At 64.2% G+C, this 14,738-nt stretch carries 12 protein-coding genes and 2 pseudogenes; 9 read left to right on the top strand and 5 right to left on the bottom strand.

Features of this window, described 5'->3' with window-relative positions; translation table 11 throughout:
- Nucleotides 1-77: 77 nt before the first annotated feature.
- The 4 genes and pseudogenes from T8T98_RS12810 to T8T98_RS12795 all read right to left on the bottom strand — a co-directional run bounded on the left by T8T98_RS12810 (nucleotide 78) and on the right by T8T98_RS12795 (nucleotide 6,000).
- Nucleotides 78-2,621 carry a TonB-dependent receptor gene (locus tag T8T98_RS12810; protein WP_054525390.1) on the bottom strand — a complete coding sequence of 848 codons (2,544 nt, stop codon included), beginning with the start codon at nucleotides 2,619-2,621 and terminating at the stop codon, nucleotides 78-80.
- Between the two features lie 609 nt (nucleotides 2,622-3,230).
- A complete protein-coding gene (locus tag T8T98_RS12805) occupies nucleotides 3,231-4,160 on the bottom strand; it encodes a BKACE family enzyme (protein WP_011415056.1) in 930 nt (309 codons plus the stop codon).
- Between the two features lie 13 nt (nucleotides 4,161-4,173).
- A pseudogene (locus T8T98_RS12800) lies at nucleotides 4,174-4,964 on the bottom strand (cyclase family protein).
- A gap of 16 nt (nucleotides 4,965-4,980) precedes the next feature.
- Complete coding sequence (locus T8T98_RS12795; protein ID WP_231679524.1) at nucleotides 4,981-6,000, bottom strand: TonB-dependent receptor; 1,020 nt, start codon at nucleotides 5,998-6,000, stop codon at nucleotides 4,981-4,983.
- Between the two features lie 230 nt (nucleotides 6,001-6,230).
- On the opposite strand from T8T98_RS12795, the gene T8T98_RS12790 reads away from it, so the two are divergent.
- Nucleotides 6,231-7,582, top strand: a protein-coding gene (locus tag T8T98_RS12790) for an IS3 family transposase (protein WP_155806041.1) whose coding sequence is annotated in 2 segments (ribosomal slippage) — nucleotides 6,231-6,566 and nucleotides 6,569-7,582 — 1,350 coding nt in all. Because the reading frame shifts where the segments join, the coding sequence is not laid out codon by codon here.
- Between the two features lie 460 nt (nucleotides 7,583-8,042).
- Here T8T98_RS12790 and T8T98_RS12785 read toward each other — a convergent pair.
- A pseudogene (locus tag T8T98_RS12785) lies at nucleotides 8,043-8,891 on the bottom strand (YifB family Mg chelatase-like AAA ATPase); the annotation flags it as partial.
- Nucleotides 8,892-9,122: 231 nt separating this feature from the next.
- On the opposite strand from T8T98_RS12785, the gene T8T98_RS12780 reads away from it, so the two are divergent.
- The 8 genes from T8T98_RS12780 (at nucleotide 9,123) to bla (ending at nucleotide 14,717) form a co-directional block, all read left to right on the top strand.
- Nucleotides 9,123-9,845, top strand: coding sequence for an alpha/beta hydrolase (locus T8T98_RS12780; RefSeq protein WP_322295689.1), 723 nt, complete (start codon nucleotides 9,123-9,125; stop codon nucleotides 9,843-9,845).
- A gap of 98 nt (nucleotides 9,846-9,943) precedes the next feature.
- The gene (gene rpmH / locus T8T98_RS12775) at nucleotides 9,944-10,078 is read left to right on the top strand and encodes a 50S ribosomal protein L34 (RefSeq protein WP_160734471.1); all 135 of its coding nucleotides are present in this window, start codon (nucleotides 9,944-9,946) and stop codon (nucleotides 10,076-10,078) included.
- Nucleotides 10,079-10,240: 162 nt separating this feature from the next.
- A complete protein-coding gene (gene rnpA / locus T8T98_RS12770) occupies nucleotides 10,241-10,633 on the top strand; it encodes a ribonuclease P protein component (RefSeq protein WP_160734472.1) in 393 nt (130 codons plus the stop codon).
- On the top strand, nucleotides 10,630-10,839 hold the full coding sequence (gene yidD / locus T8T98_RS12765) for a membrane protein insertion efficiency factor YidD (protein WP_160734473.1): 210 nt from the start codon (nucleotides 10,630-10,632) through the stop codon (nucleotides 10,837-10,839). The genes rnpA and yidD overlap by 4 nt, the downstream gene beginning before the upstream one ends.
- Before the next feature lie 45 nt (nucleotides 10,840-10,884).
- A complete protein-coding gene (gene yidC / locus T8T98_RS12760; protein WP_251104874.1) occupies nucleotides 10,885-12,657 on the top strand; it encodes a membrane protein insertase YidC in 1,773 nt (590 codons plus the stop codon).
- The gene (gene yihA, locus T8T98_RS12755) at nucleotides 12,654-13,292 is read left to right on the top strand and encodes a ribosome biogenesis GTP-binding protein YihA/YsxC (RefSeq protein WP_251104875.1); all 639 of its coding nucleotides are present in this window, start codon (nucleotides 12,654-12,656) and stop codon (nucleotides 13,290-13,292) included. The genes yidC and yihA overlap by 4 nt, the downstream gene beginning before the upstream one ends.
- Nucleotides 13,293-13,347: 55 nt before the next feature.
- Nucleotides 13,348-13,809, top strand: coding sequence for a GNAT family N-acetyltransferase (locus T8T98_RS12750; RefSeq protein ID WP_251104876.1), 462 nt, complete (start codon nucleotides 13,348-13,350; stop codon nucleotides 13,807-13,809).
- Nucleotides 13,806-14,717: a class A beta-lactamase gene (gene bla / locus T8T98_RS12745; protein WP_251104877.1), complete on the top strand. Its 912-nt coding sequence runs from the start codon at nucleotides 13,806-13,808 to the stop codon at nucleotides 14,715-14,717. Before T8T98_RS12750 ends, bla begins: the two co-directional genes overlap by 4 nt.
- Nucleotides 14,718-14,738 lie beyond the last annotated feature (21 nt).

Raw genomic sequence — 14,738 nt, 5'->3', positions numbered from 1 at the left:
TCGGTCTGAAAGTCAGGTCGAAAAAATCGGGGGCAGCGGGCGGGAGAGGATGCCCGCCGCCCCCGTCGCAGCAGCGATCAGAACTTGACTGTCGCTTCGACGCCATAAGTGCGCGGCATGCCGCGGTTCAGATAATCGTAGCCGAACACGTTCATGTTGAGGCCGTAGGTGTAGTAATATTTGTCGAACAGATTCTTCGCCCACAAGCTAACCGACATATTGTCGTGCGCATAGGTTAATCGCGCATTGGCGAGCCAGTAGCCCGGATTTGCGCATGTAATCGCCTTACCCGCGAGCGTTATGTTCGATCCCGCTGGGGGTGTATCGCACGGTGTCTGCCCATAATTCTTGAACGGATCAAAATAGTACTTGCCCATGTAGGACGCATCACCGCGCAAGGTCAGCTTGTTGGTGCCGTCATCGATCATATCCCAGTCGAATCCGGCCTGGAACGTAACCTCCGGCGCGTTCGGGAAGGGATTGCCGTTGACGTTCAATGTCGGGCTGGCCGGGTTTGCCGGATCGATCACATTGCCTTTGTACTTGCTGTTGAGATAGCCCAGCGAAGCATCGAAACGCAACGTATCGGCCACCTGCCAGGCGAGTTCGGCCTCGCCACCGAACAGGCGACCATTGGCGCTGCGCGTGAAGGTTGTAGCGCCGACCACCTGCGTTACTTGGTGATTCGAATACTCGTAGTAGAAGCCCGTGAGGTTAAGTTGGACGCGGCGATCGAACAGCCGGGTTTTGAGCCCCGCCTCATATGCATTCACCTTTTCAGGCTGGATATAATAGACTTGATTGACGCCCTGATAGGCAAGCCCGTTGAAGCTGCCGCTGCGGTAACCGCGACTGTACTGGAGATAGCCCATGATATCATCGGCGAACTCATAGCTGACATTGATACGGCCGGTTAGCCTGTTTGCCTTTTCGCGCTGCTCAAGCGGCGCGAGATTGGGGTTGTATGGATTGCTGTAGGGGATCAGGTTGACAACCGGCGTCGTACCGTCGAGCGCATAGAGGAAAGTGCTGCCGTTAAGGTAATTGACCTTATCCTGGGTGTAGCGTGCACCCACCGCCACGGTCAGCCGCTCGGTCGCTTTCCAGGTTACGTCGCCGTAGATCGCCTTCGAGGGGCGCGACACGTCAAAACGCTGTTCGCCGAGGATCGGGGTGAACGGAGGCGCGCCTGCCCCGGCGCAGCCCGCCGAAAAGCTACCCCCCATGCCGCCATTGCCCGTATTATTGATCGCGATGTCGGTCTGGAGTGCAATCAGCGAGCGTGCATCAAGGAAGCCGTTGGGATTGATCTCGATCGCGTCGCAGAATCCGGCATCGCCAGGCCCCAACGCCGGATTGGCGGCAAAGGCTGGGATATAGCGGATCGCGTCGGGCGTTCCGATTGCGGCGTTATTGTAGCTGCCCGGAAGACCGGCGCCAAGCAGCAGCGGCCTCAGCGCCCCGAAAAAGTCCGGGTAGTTGACCGTCTTGACCTTGTCCCTGCCATAATAAAGGCCGGCAATGATATCGAGGCGGTCGTTCGAATAGCTGAAACGCAGGTCCTGGTTGAAATTCTTGCTCGTCGACGTGAGGCCGATCGAGCAGAGATCGGCTGGGCCGCCATCGCAATCATCAGGATTGTTGATATAGTCGCCGGTGTCGTAGCCGGTAATCGAGGTGACGGAGAATTGGTCGCTGACATCCCATTTGATGTTGAGGGCTATCCCTTTCGACTTGCTGATGTTCTTACCTACCCGATCAACTGCGACCTCATTGTCACGCAGCAACCGCCCGCCTAGGAAAGGTTGCGGATCGTAACGCGAATAGCCGAGCGCATCCTGCCCGCCCGCGAGTTGACCACCTGCATAGGGCGCGGTGCCCCATGGATCGTCCTTCGCGGCATAGAGCTTCAAATTGATGTCGAGATCGGGATCGGGCCGGAAGCGGATCGAGATGCGACCGCCGATCGTATCGGTGGTCCCTAGGTCGCGCTCATTCCCAGGCAGTACATTGCGCTGCCAACCATCCCCTTTTGCAAAAGTACCGGCGACGCGGACGCCCAAGATGTCGGGAACCAGCGTCGCTTCAGCGGCGCCCTGCACCGTGAAAGTGTCGTAATTGGCATAGCCGGCGGTCAGATAGCCATTGGCCTCTCCCAGATCCGGCTTGCGCGTGAAGAAGCTGATCGCGCCACCCGTGGTGTTGCGACCGTAGAGTGTTCCTTGCGGTCCGCGCAGTACCTCGACCCGGTCGATGTCATAGAGTTGCAGGCCATGGCTCGCCCGGAAGCTCTGATAGACTTCATCGACATAGACGCCAACCGGCGACGCAGTGGAGGCGGAAAATTCGTTCGCCACTGAAATCCCGCGCAGCGAGAAATTCGGTTGGGTGCGACCATAGGGAGTGGTGACTTGCAGGCTGGGGATCGCGCCCATCAAGTCTGAGGTCTCCGTGATGCCGCGCGTGCGCAGCGTCTCGCCGCCTATGGCGGAAACGGCGGCTGGAACATCCTGCAAATTCTGTTCGCGCTTCTGCGCCGTGACGACGATTGTCTCAAGGCCACCTTCCTGCGCCTCGGGCTTTTCGCCCTGCGATGCAGCGTCCTGGGCATGTGCCGGCACTGCAAGCGCACACGCGATCGATAGCGCGGTGGCACAAAGCAAATTTGTCCTAAAGGCTGTGACCATGACTGTCCTCCCCACGGCATTTTTTGATGTGGCGCCATTTGCCGCGCCTTGGGGCTCATCGTCCAATTCAATTTGTTGGCGAACTATTCCTTCCACTCATTGATTGAGGATTGTTGAGCCTGCACCGGCGACGTCTCGTGGCGGAGCAAATGACCCCATACACTTCATTGGAATAGTCACGCTGAGCGCGCCCAGCGGGACGGATGCGCGCGCGCGAGGCGTTCCAATCCAGCTTTTCCAAACGGTGTATCGGTGTAATCGGCGGTGCCAACGGTTTTCCCTTGCCGAGTAGCAAAGGAAATCAGCTATTCGGGTGACCGTGAATGCACCATCTCTGTCGCCGTGAGCGGCGACAGCGCGCCTTGAAAGCAGCCCCGTCGACATCCGCGTATACGGGCTGTGCATTGTGCCGTTGTTGGATCATGAAGATGAGGTACGAATTCATCTGGCGATACGGATTCTCAGGCACGCCAAAGGGCCGTGTCTGGACGGCCGAATCGGTCGATGACCGAAGCCCTCATTCGCTTGCTTCCTGTGCACGGCTCAGAAGGCGACGCGGTCACTGCCCTTGAGACCGAGGATTTCCCTCGCTTCGGCGGGGCTCGCGGGTTCGTGACCCATTTCGGCGAGGATGCGCTTGATCTTCTCGACCTGCTGGGCATTCGAAGCCGCAAGGACGCCGCGTTCGATGAAAAGGCTGTCCTCGAGCCCGACGCGGACATAGCCGCCGAGCAACGCCGCCTGCGTCAGAAAGGGCATCTGGTGCCTACCCGCGGCGAGCACCGACCAGCGGTAATTGCCGCGTCCGAAGAGGCGATCGGCGGTTTCCTTCATATAATGAAGATTTTCGAGATCGGCACCGATGCCGCCCAATATGCCGAAGATCATCTGGACGAAGAAGGGTGGCTTCACCAGGCCGCGATCGACGAAATGGGCGAGATTGTAGAGATGGCCGACGTCATAGCATTCATGCTCAAATTTGGTACCCGCCTCCGCCATCGTCGTGAGGATCGTCTCGATATCGCGGAAGGTGTTGCGGAAGATATAGTCGTCGGAGCCGGTGACATAGTCCTTCTCCCACGCGTATTTCCAGTCGGCGATGCGCTTCGCGGCGGGGAAGAAGGCGAAATTGAGCGAGCCCATGTTGAGCGAGCAAAGCTCGGGCTTGAAACGCGCAGAGGCGGCGAGGCGCTCGGCGACCGGCATGGTGGCCGCACCGCCCGTCGTGATGTTGATGACGGCGTCGGTGCGCTGCCGGATCACGGGCAGGAAGCGGGCATAGACCTCGGGATCGCCGGTCGGCCTACCGTCCTCGGGGATGCGGGCATGGAGATGCAGGATCGCCGCGCCCGCTTCGGCGGCGGCGATCGACTGCTCGGCGATCTCCTCGGGCGTGACCGGGAGCGCGTCCGACATCGTCGGCGTGTGCGCCGATCCCGTCACCGCGCAGCTGATGATGACCTTGTTGCTCATGGCCAGACTCCATTCAATCGTCGAGGACGGCGACCGCGCGGGTCCAGCCTGCCGAAGCGCCTTTGATCTTGGTCGGGAAACACATCACGGTGAATCCGGAGGATGGAAGCGCTTCGAGATTATGCAGCTTCTCCAGATGGCAATAGCCGATTTCCCGACCCGCTTTGTGCCCCTCCCAGATCAGGTCGGCATTCCCGGTTTCGGCATATTTCTGCGCCGTGTAAGTGAACGGCGCGTCCCATGACCATGCATCGGTCCCTGTCACCCGGACACCGCGCTCAAGCAGGTGAAGCGTGGCTTCGCGGCCCATTCCACACCCCGCGTTGACATAGTCATCCGTGCCGTAGGCCGAACCGGCCCGCGTGTTGATGACCACGATGGTCAGCGGGCTGAGCTTGACGCCGATCCGATCGAGTTCAGCCCGAACATCCTCGGCGGTCACCACATAGCCATCGGGGAAATGCCGGAAATCGAGCTTGACGCCTGGTTGGCAGCACCAGTGGAGCGGAACCTCGTCGATCGTGATCGCCCGCTTGCCCCATCCATCGTCGAATGAAAATGGTAAGGTGCGTCGAGATGCGTGCCGTTGTGCGTGATCAGCTCGACATGCTCGATCGCCCAGGCCTCGCCATCGGGCAGGTCGCTGGCCGTCATTCCGGGGAAGAAGGCCAGCATCTGTTCTCGTGTATCATCGTGCCCGAAATATCGGACCCGTGGACGAAAGGCCGCCGGATCCGATACGATATCATTCTCGATGGGCATCGAAATGTCGATGATGGACTCGGCGGTGGGAATCGTGATCATGAGAATATATTCCCGGCTAGAACTTATACCCGATGGTCACGCCATAGGTTCGCGGCTCCTCGAGGAAGCCGTTGACGCCAAATCCCACGATGCTGGAGCTGACAAAGGCGTTTGAGATGTACGTCTTGTTGGCGAGATTCTTGCCGTAGACGGTCACGCTCCAGCGATCGCCCGGATCGGTGTAGATCAGCGAGGCATTGAGCTTGGTCTTTGCCGGCTGCGACACCTGCGGAACGTTGAAGGCACTGAAATAGACCTTATCGACCCACAAGACCTCTCCGCGAAGGGCAAAGGATCCATGGTCCGAGCGCACGGTATATTGTGCCATGGCGTCGACCGTCCATTTGGGGGCTTGCGGCAGGCGGTTGCCGGCGTTGTTGAAAGCCGGTGCGCCGGTCGCCGGGTCGACGGTGCGCCCGTCACCTCCGGGTCGCGCGGGATCGATACTGATGAAACTGTCGAACTTGGCGTTGAGATAGGAGCCGGTCAGACCCAGTTCTAAGTCGGGCGTGGGGCGCGCGCGCAACTCGAGCTCGGCACCGTAGATCGTCGCTGTCGCCGCATTCTCCAGCGCGAGTGACGCGTTGACCACCTTGCCGACCTGGAGATCCTTGTAATCATAATAAAAGCCGGCAAGATTTATGCGGAGCCGCCGATCGAGGAATTCCGATTTCAGGCCCCCTTCATAGGCCGTGACCTTCTCCGGCTTCACGGGCGGCTGCACGCCGCCGACATTGTAGGTGCCGCTTTTGAAGCCTCGCGAAACCGAGGCGTAGAGCAAAGCGTCGGGCGTGATTTGATACTCGAGCGCCACTTTCGGCGTGAAGGATCGGAAGGTCTTGTGCGGTTGGCAGGTCGGGACCGATGGGATATCGGCTCCGCACTGGGCGAGCGGCGCGACGGGATTGGCGGGCGAATAGGGTCGCGCGAGGTCGAACTGAAGCTGTTCGGAAATGCCTTTTCGCTCGATGCTGTAACGGCCACCGACGACGAGGTGAATCTCCGGGGTCAGATTGTAGGTCGCTTGCCCGAAGATGGCGCCGGCATCAGTCTCGAGACGCCCGCCGGCATAATAGCCCTGGCGGATGACGCCGGGACCGCCGAAGCCAATATCATTGTAGGGAATGATGATCGCGCCGGCGTCATTTTCGTGGAAATAAAACTAAAAGGAAGATTCTGGCTGTCTCCCGTCAGCGCCTATGGCACAGATTTGAGGTTGTGATTTAAGGAGGATTTGGGCTTCGTCGTAGTGACGAAGGAACGAAGATGAAGCCCAAATCCTCAAGGTCCAAATCGCCTGCCGAGCAGGTGGTAAAAGACATTCGCCGCAAGACCCGCCGGCATTTCTCTGCTGAGGACAAGATCAGGATCGTCCTGGGTGGCCTGCGCGGCGATGACTCCATTGCCGAGCTGTGCCGCCGCGAGGGCATTGCGCAGAGCCTGTATTACACCTGGTCGAAGGAGTTCATGGAGGCTGGCAAGCGAAGGCTAGCTGGCGATACCGCCCGTGCTGCGACCACGGACGAGGTCAAGGACCTGCGGCGAGAAGCTCGCGATCTCAAGGAATGCGTGGCCGACCTCACCCTGGAAAACCGCCTGCTCAAAAAAAGCATGATCGCGGATGGGGGAGACGACGAATGAGGTATCCCGCATCCGAGAAGCTCGAGATCATCCGGATCGTCGAGCAGTCGCATCTGCCCGCCAAACGCACGCTGGACCAACTCGGTGTGGCACGGCGAACCTTCTACCGCTGGTATGACCGTTACCTCGAAGGCGGGCCGGAGGCGCTCCAGGACCGCCCTTCAGCGCCGAGCCGGGTGTGGAACCGCATCGGCGAGGATATCCAGGACCAGATCGTCGAGATGGCGCTGGAGCAGACCGATCTGTCCCCGCGCGAGCTGGCGGTGCGCTTCACCGACGAGCGGCGCTACTTCGTGTCGGAAGCCACGGTTTACCGGCTGCTCAGGGCTCATGATCTGATCACCAGCCCGGCCTACACCGTGATCAAGGCGGCAGATGCGTTCCACACACAAACCTCCCGCCCCAACGAGATGTGGCAGACCGACTTTACCTACTTCAAGATCATCGGATGGGGCTGGGTCTATCTATCGACCGTGCTCGATGATTACTCGCGCTACATCATTGCATGGAAGCTCTGCACCACCATGCGGGCCGAGGACGTCACCGAGACGCTGGACATGGCGCTGGCAGCCTCAGGCTGCGACCACGCCAACGTGCTGCACAGGCCCCGCCTTCTCAGCGACAACGGCCCCAGCTACATCGCCGGAGAACTGGCCGAATACATCGAAGCGAACCAGATGAGCCATGTGCGGGGCGCCCCCTTCCATCCGCAAACCCAAGGCAAGATCGAGCGCTGGCACCAGACCCTGAAGAACCGCGTGCTGCTAGAGAACTACTTCCTGCCCGGCGATCTCCACCAGCAGATCGAGGCCTTCGTCGAGCATTACAACCACTGCCGATACCACGAGAGCCTCGACAATGTGACACCTGCCGATACCTACTTCGGCAGGGCTCCTGCCATCATCAAACGAAGAGAAAGGATCAAGCGAAAGACACTCGAACATCGGCGCTTGCAACACCGCAGGCTCGCCGCCTAGCATCAAACCTCAGACGAGGCCCGCACTCCGCAAACCTACGCCGCGAGTTGTGCCAAATGTTCTGACGACGGACACATCCGACAAGGAGCGACTTGGGAGCTTACCTGGGCAGGCTCGCCCGAATTCGCTGTAGCTGAGGTTTGATGGAGGTCAGTCTGTTGATCGCCTCGCTCGGTCGCGACCTGCGGCTAGCTTGCTTGGTGAATTAGTAGCCGCACGATCGCATAAACGAGCACTGGCAGAACCAGGCAGCCAACCCAGTAATTGTGCAGATTTCTCCTTTCCCGCTCATCCACTGTGGCTATCCGAAAATTCGCGGTATGCTTGGTTGGCAAAAAAATGTCGGTCGGAGCGCGCAAGCTCGGTAAGTTATTGCTTTACGAAACTTATTGAGCTTGCCGCCGGTCACACGAAATGAGAATCTCGCTCTATGTGGCGCGGAATCCCGTTTTCCGAGGCTTTTGACACCGCCGCCGGTCAGCGCGGCCATGCTGGCCGAATGGTGCGGCGCACGAAAGGGGCGCGCGCGACTGATCCGGCCGCCTTCCAGCATCCCGGCGACCGACTGGACCATCGACACCTCCAGAGCCTCGGCACTGCTCAGTTCGGGCAGGATCCCGGGCAGGCACGAGGCGAGCAGGCTCTTGCCCGCGCCGGGCGGGCCGATCATCAGCAGGTTGTGGCCGCCGGCCGCCGCGATCTCCAGCGCGCGCTTGGCCGTTTCCTGCCCCTTGACCTGCCGCAGGTCCGGACCGGGGGCGGCGGTTTCCACTTCGCCCGGCGGCGGGTCGGGCAGGCGCTGTGTGCCCTTGAGATGATTGAGCAGGGCGACGAGGTCGGGCGCGGCGACGATCGCCACGTCGCTGGCCCAGCGCGCCTCCGCCCCCTGCGCGGCAGGGCAGATCAGGCCGGCATCCTGCTGGCTCGCGTGCAGCGCGGCCAGGAGAACGCCGGGCGAGGCGACGACCCGCCCGTCGAGCGCCAGTTCCCCGACCGCGACGAAATCCGCCACTTGCTCGGCATCGACAATGCCCATCACCGCCAGCAGGGCCAGCGCGATCGGCAGGTCGTAGTGCGATCCTTCCTTGGGCAGGTCGGCCGGGGACAGGTTGATCGTGATCCGCTTGGGCGGAAGCGCGAGCCCCATCGCCGAAAGCGCGGCGCGCACGCGTTCCTTGCTTTCGCCGACGGCCTTGTCCGCCAGCCCGACGATATTGAACTTCGGCAGACCCGGCGCGATCGAGCACTGGACCTCGACCGCGCGCGCCTCCAGCCCCAGGTAGGCGACCGTCTTCACCAGTGCGACCACGCGCAAGCCCCCCGTTATCGCGTCCCGTTCCCCTGGCGTGCGGTTCTGGCGCGGCCGGGCGCCGCTGTCGAGGGCGGCGCGGGCCTTCGATCCGATCCGGAGCGATTCATCGCTAACCTTTGCGAAAGCATCTTGCTTTGCACTCGGGCAAGGCGCGCGCGCGCAAATGGGCGCATGGCCCGCTTCGCCGCTCTCCTTGCCCCCGCTTTCCTGGCAGCCCTTGGCGCGCTGATGCCGGCACCGCTTGCCGCGCGCGAGACGGTGACCGTGATCGTGACCGAGGAATGGGTGGCCAGCGGGTCGGCGCGGTTCGTTCCCGCGGGCCTCGCGGTCGAGCGGCAGGCGATCGCCCGCTACGGCCCGTTCCGGGTGATCGACGGGCGGCGCGCGGCCCTGGTCGACGTGACCGATTCGGCCAGCCCCGCCCAGTTCGCCGCGATGCTGCGCGATTTTCCCGCCATCGAAACGCTCGAGATGGTCGAATGCCCGGGGACCGAGGACGACCGCGCCAACCTCGCGCTCGGGCGCATGATTCGCGCCGCCGGCATCGCGACCCACGTGCCGCCGCGCGGATCGGTGCGATCGGGCGCGGTCGAGCTGTTTCTCGCCGGCGCCGATCGCCGGATCGACGACGGGGCGGAGTTCGCCGTCCATTCCTGGATCGACGAGGACGGCCGGGAGGCGCGCGACTACGCGCCCGATGCGGCGATCCATGCCCCCTATATCGCCTATTACCGCGAAATGGGCATGGACGAGGCCGGCGCGCGCGCCTTCTACGCCATGACCAATTCGGTCGGGTTCGCCGATGCGAAGTGGCTGCGGGCCGAGGAAATGCGCCGCTGGCTGGGGCAGGAACCGGCGCCGGAAGGCCCCGCCCCTGCTTCCGGGGCCCGCCCCTCCGATCACCGCGCGCCGCGCATCGCCTATCTTGACTTGGGCGTCGCGCTGCCCTAGTCGCGCGCCCCTACGGCGGTCGCCTGGTTGCAGGCGGCCCTTCCATTGGTGCCGATTGCCACGGCTTGGGGCACCGATCTGAGTTTTTCGAGGATATTATGAAGCGGACTTTCCAGCCCAGCAACCTCGTGCGCAAGCGGCGCCACGGCTTTTTCGCCCGCAAGGCGACCCCCGGCGGCCGCAAGGTCCTGCGTGCGCGTCGCAAGCGCGGCCGCAAGTCGCTCTGCGCCTGATTCGCCTGGCCCGCGCCCTCGCCGGCGCGGGCGGCATTTCCTGACCGGCCGACCGATCCCGGTGGCCGGACCGAACGGCCTCGCGGCCATGCGGGCTCCCTCGCGGGGGCCCGTTTCGTGCGTGCTTACCATCCTGTCCGAATCCCCCTATTCTTGCCCGCGATGAGCCTCGGGATCATTCGCAAGCGTGCCGATTTCCTGGCGGCGAACCGCGGCCTGCGCGTCGCGCGGCCCGGTTTCGTCCTGCTCGCGCGCCCGAACGGCGGGCAGGGCAAGCGGTTCGGTGTCACGGTGACGAAGAAGATCGGGAACGCGGTCGTGCGCAACCGGATGAAGCGGCGTTTCCGCGAGCTGCTGCGCGCCGCGCTGCCCGAGGCCGGGCTGCCCGATCACGATCACGTGCTGATCGGCCGCGAGAACGGGATCGAGCGCGATTTCGCACGCATGGCGCAGGAACTGGACGAGGCGCTGCGACGCGCGGCGCAGGGCAAGGGCGATCCCCCGCGCCGGCCGGGGCGCCGGGCCGGGCGCCGGCCCCGGGGGCAGCGCCAGTGAAACGGGTGCTGATCCTCGTCGCGCGGGCGTGGCAATGGGGCCCTTCGCGGATCCTGCCGCCGACCTGCCGCTACGCCCCCAGTTGTTCCGAATATGCGATCGAGGCGCTGCAGCGCCACGGGGCAATCAAGGGTGGATGGATGGCCGCTAAGCGTATAATGCGCTGCCACCCATGGGGCGGGCACGGCTATGATCCTGTGCCGTAATGCCCATATAATACACCTGCTGCGATAATCACGGGATCGAATACCTTGCAAAACCAGCGCAATCTCCTGCTTGCCGTCCTGCTCAGCGGCCTGCTGATCCTTGGCTGGGACACGGCGATGGGGTGGCTCTATCCGCAGACCGACCGCGCGGTCACCGAAGGCCGGATCGACACGCCTTCCGAAGCGATCGAGGCGCGCCAGACGCGCGAGGGCGGGCTGTCCGCGCCGGGCGAGATCGCGCAGGAACAGGCCGACCTGGCGACGTCGCTGGCCGCCCCCGGCCGCACCGCGATCGAGGCGCCGGCAATCGCCGGCTCGATCAACCCGGTCGGCGCGCGGATCGACGACGTGACGCTGAAACACCACCGCGAGTCGGTGGACGAGGACAGCGGCCCGGTTCGCCTGTTCTCGCCGCAGGGCACCCCGGCGCAGCACTTCGCGCAGTTCGGCTGGGTGGGCGAGGGGCTGCGCGCGCCCACCGACGAAACGGTGTGGCAGGTCGAAGGCGGCCCGCTCTCGCCCGACAGCCCGGTCACAATGCGGTGGGACAACGGCGAAGGGCAGCTGTTCACGATCGAACTGACGGTGGACGACAATTACCTGATCACCGCGCGGCAGACGGTCGCCAATACCGGTGACGGGGCGGTGATCGTGCGGCCGTTCGCGCTGGTCAACCGCACCAGCCGCACCGCCAGCGCCAGCCAGTGGATCCTGCATTCGGGCCCGATCGGCTATTTCGGCGACGGCGTGCAGTTCGGCCCCGACTACGACGACCTCGACGAAGACGGGCTGCAGGAACCCGAAGGCCGCGCCGGCTGGATCGGCTTTACCGACATCTACTGGATGTCCGCCATCGTGCCCCAGGCGGGCAGCGACGCGGCCGCGGAATTCCGCGCCATGGGCGGCGAGCGCTATCGGGCCTCGCTCGTCTACCAGCCGGTCAGCGTCGCTTCCGGCCGGCAGGTCTCGCGCACGACGCGGCTGTTCGTCGGCGCGAAGGACAGCGCGATCCTGAACGATTACGAAGAGGCGGGCATTCCCGGGTTCGACAACGCGATCGACTGGGGATGGTTCGGCGTGATCGAGAAGCCGATCCTGTGGCTGCTGAAGCAGCTTTACGACCTTGCCGGCAACTTCGGCGTGGCGATCATCCTGCTGACCGTGGTCGTGCGCCTGGTGATGTTCCCGATCGCGCAGAAACAGTTCGCCTCGATGGCCGCGATGAAGGCCGTCCAGCCGAAGATGAAGGCGATCCAGGAACGCTACAAGGACGATCGCCAGCAGCAGCAACAGAAGATCATGGCGCTGTACAAGGAAGAGGGCGTGAACCCCCTGGCCGGCTGCCTGCCGCTGCTGTTGCAGATCCCGATCTTCTTCGGCCTCTACAAGGTGCTGATGCTGTCGATCGAGATGCGGCACAAGCCCTTCGCGCTGTGGATCGACGACCTCTCCGCGCCCGATCCGGCGCATATCCTGAACCTGTTCGGCCTGCTGCCGTTCGACGTGCCCTCGCTGATCGCGATCGGGCCGCTCGCGGTGCTGCTGGGCGTGACGATGTGGCTGACGTTCAAGCTCAACCCGTCGACCATGGACCCGATGCAGCAGCAGATCTTCAACATCATGCCCTGGGTCCTGATGTTCGTCATGGCGCCGTTCGCCGCTGGCCTGCTGCTGTACTGGATCACCAACAACGTGCTGACGCTGGCGCAGCAGAGCTATCTCTATTCGAAGAACCCGCAGCTGCGCGCCCAGGCCGAGAAAGAGAAGGCCGAGAAGGAAAAGGCTGAAGAAGGCGGCGCGAAGAAGGGCAAGGCGTGACCGGCGATCCGGGAGCGGAGGAACGCGCGGCAAGGCTGTTTTCCGGCCGGGTCGAGTTCCTCCTGTCGGCCCCCCAGCTCAAGTTCCTGCCCGAACCGACGGTGCCGGAAATCGCCTTTTGCGGGCGCAGCAACGTGGGCAAGAGCTCGCTGCTCAACGCGCTGACGGGGCGGCGCGCCATCGCCCGCACCTCGGTCACCCCGGGGCGGACGCAGGAACTGAACTTCTTCGAAGTCGGCGACCCGGCCCTGTTCCGCCTGGTCGACATGCCCGGCTACGGCTTTGCCAAGGCGCCGGTGAAAGTGGTCGAGCGCTGGCGGCAGCTCGTGCGGACCTACCTGAAAGGGCGGCAGGTGCTGCACCGCACGCTGGTGCTGGTCGATTCGCGCCACGGCCTCAAGGACGTGGACCGCGAGATGATGACGATGCTCGATGAAACGGCGGTCGGCTATCGCCTCGTCCTGACCAAGGCGGACAAGGTCAAGGCCAGCGAACTGGCCGCGGTGCGCGCCGCGACCGAGGCCGAGGCGCGCCGGCATCCCGCGGCGCACCCGGTGCTCCACGTCACCAGCTCCGAAAAAGGCATGGGCATAGCCGAACTGCGCGCCGCCGTGCTGGAAGACGCGCACGTCTGAACCGGTGGGCCGCGAGCTCTTGCCGGGCGCGCCCGGGCGGCGCACAAGGCTGGCCATGGGATATGCGATCGCGCCCGACAGGCTGGAGGATGCCGAAGTCCTCGCGCTGCTCCAGCTCCATCTCGACGAGATGCATAGCTGGTCCCCCGCCTGCAAGGTCCACGCCCTTCCGGCCGAGCGCCTGCGCGCGCGCGATGTCGCGTTCTTCACCGCGCGCTTAGGCGGCACGCTGGCAGCGGTCGGCGCGCTGAAGGAACTCTCCCCCGATCGCGGGGAGCTGAAGTCCATGCGCGCCGCGCCCGCCTTCCGCGGGAAGGGGGCGGGGGAGGCGATCCTGCTGCATCTCCTGGCCGAGGCGCGCGGGCGCGGCTACCGCTGGGTCGGGCTGGAAACCGGGCGGCCGGAGCCGTTCCGGCCGGCAATGCGCCTCTATGCCAAGCACGGGTTTGCCGAATGCCCGGCGTTCGGCGACTACGTGGCCGACGAGTTCAGCCTGTGCATGGAGAAGTGGCTGTGACCTGCAATCGCCGAACCGCCCTTGCCGGCGCGCTCGCCATCGCCGCGGGCGCCTGCGTGCCCGTGCGCCGCGATCGCGCGGGCCGCCACGGGGCGCTGCTCAATATCCTCGAGACGGCGGCCAATGGCACGCTGGGCGTCGCCGTCCTCGACACCGGCACCGGCGCGCTCTGGGGCCACAACGACTACGCGCGCTTCCCGCAGCTTTCCTCGTTCAAGCTGTCGCTGGCGGCGCTGGTGCTGCACCTCGACGAACGCGGGGATATCGATGCCGACGAACGCATCGGCTGGGGTGCCGACGAGCTGCTCGATCATGCCCCCTTCGCGCGGGAGCGGCTGGGCGGGGGCGCGACGCTGCGCGAACTGGCCGAGGCGACGCAGAAGCTGAGCGACAACACGGCCGCCAACGTCCTGCTGCGCCGCCTTGGCGGGCCGGCGCGGCTGACGGCCTTCTGGCGCGCGATCGGCGACGAGGCGAGCCGGCTCGACCGGATCGAGCCCGACCTGAACGCCGTGCCGCCGGGCGAAATCCGCGACACGACGACCCCGGCGGCGGCGGCCCGGATGCTGGGGCGCCTGCTCTACGGCGATGCGCTGGGGGCCGGGGCGCGGGCGACGCTGAAGGCATGGATGGCCGATACCCGCACCGGGCAGCGGCGGGTACGCGCCGGCTTGCCCGTCGAATGGCCGGCGGGCGACAAGACCGGGACGTCGCTCTGGCCCGGCATGGGCAGCGTTTATGTCGATGTCGGCTTCGTCGAACCGCCCGGCGCCGCGCCGCTGACCTTCGCGACCTATTTCCGTGCCGCGCGCCAGCATACCCGCATTGATCCGGCGGCGGAGGGCGTCCTGGCCGAAGTCGGGCGCGTGATCGCCCGTTATGCGCGGGACGAGGGGCGCGCGCGCTAGCCCGCGCCTTGGGATTAGCGC

Origin of the sequence: Pelagerythrobacter marinus, assembly GCF_034375205.1 — a bacterium.
GTDB lineage: Bacteria > Pseudomonadota > Alphaproteobacteria > Sphingomonadales > Sphingomonadaceae > Pelagerythrobacter > Pelagerythrobacter marinus.
This window is presented reverse-complemented; position numbering and strand designations above follow the sequence as displayed.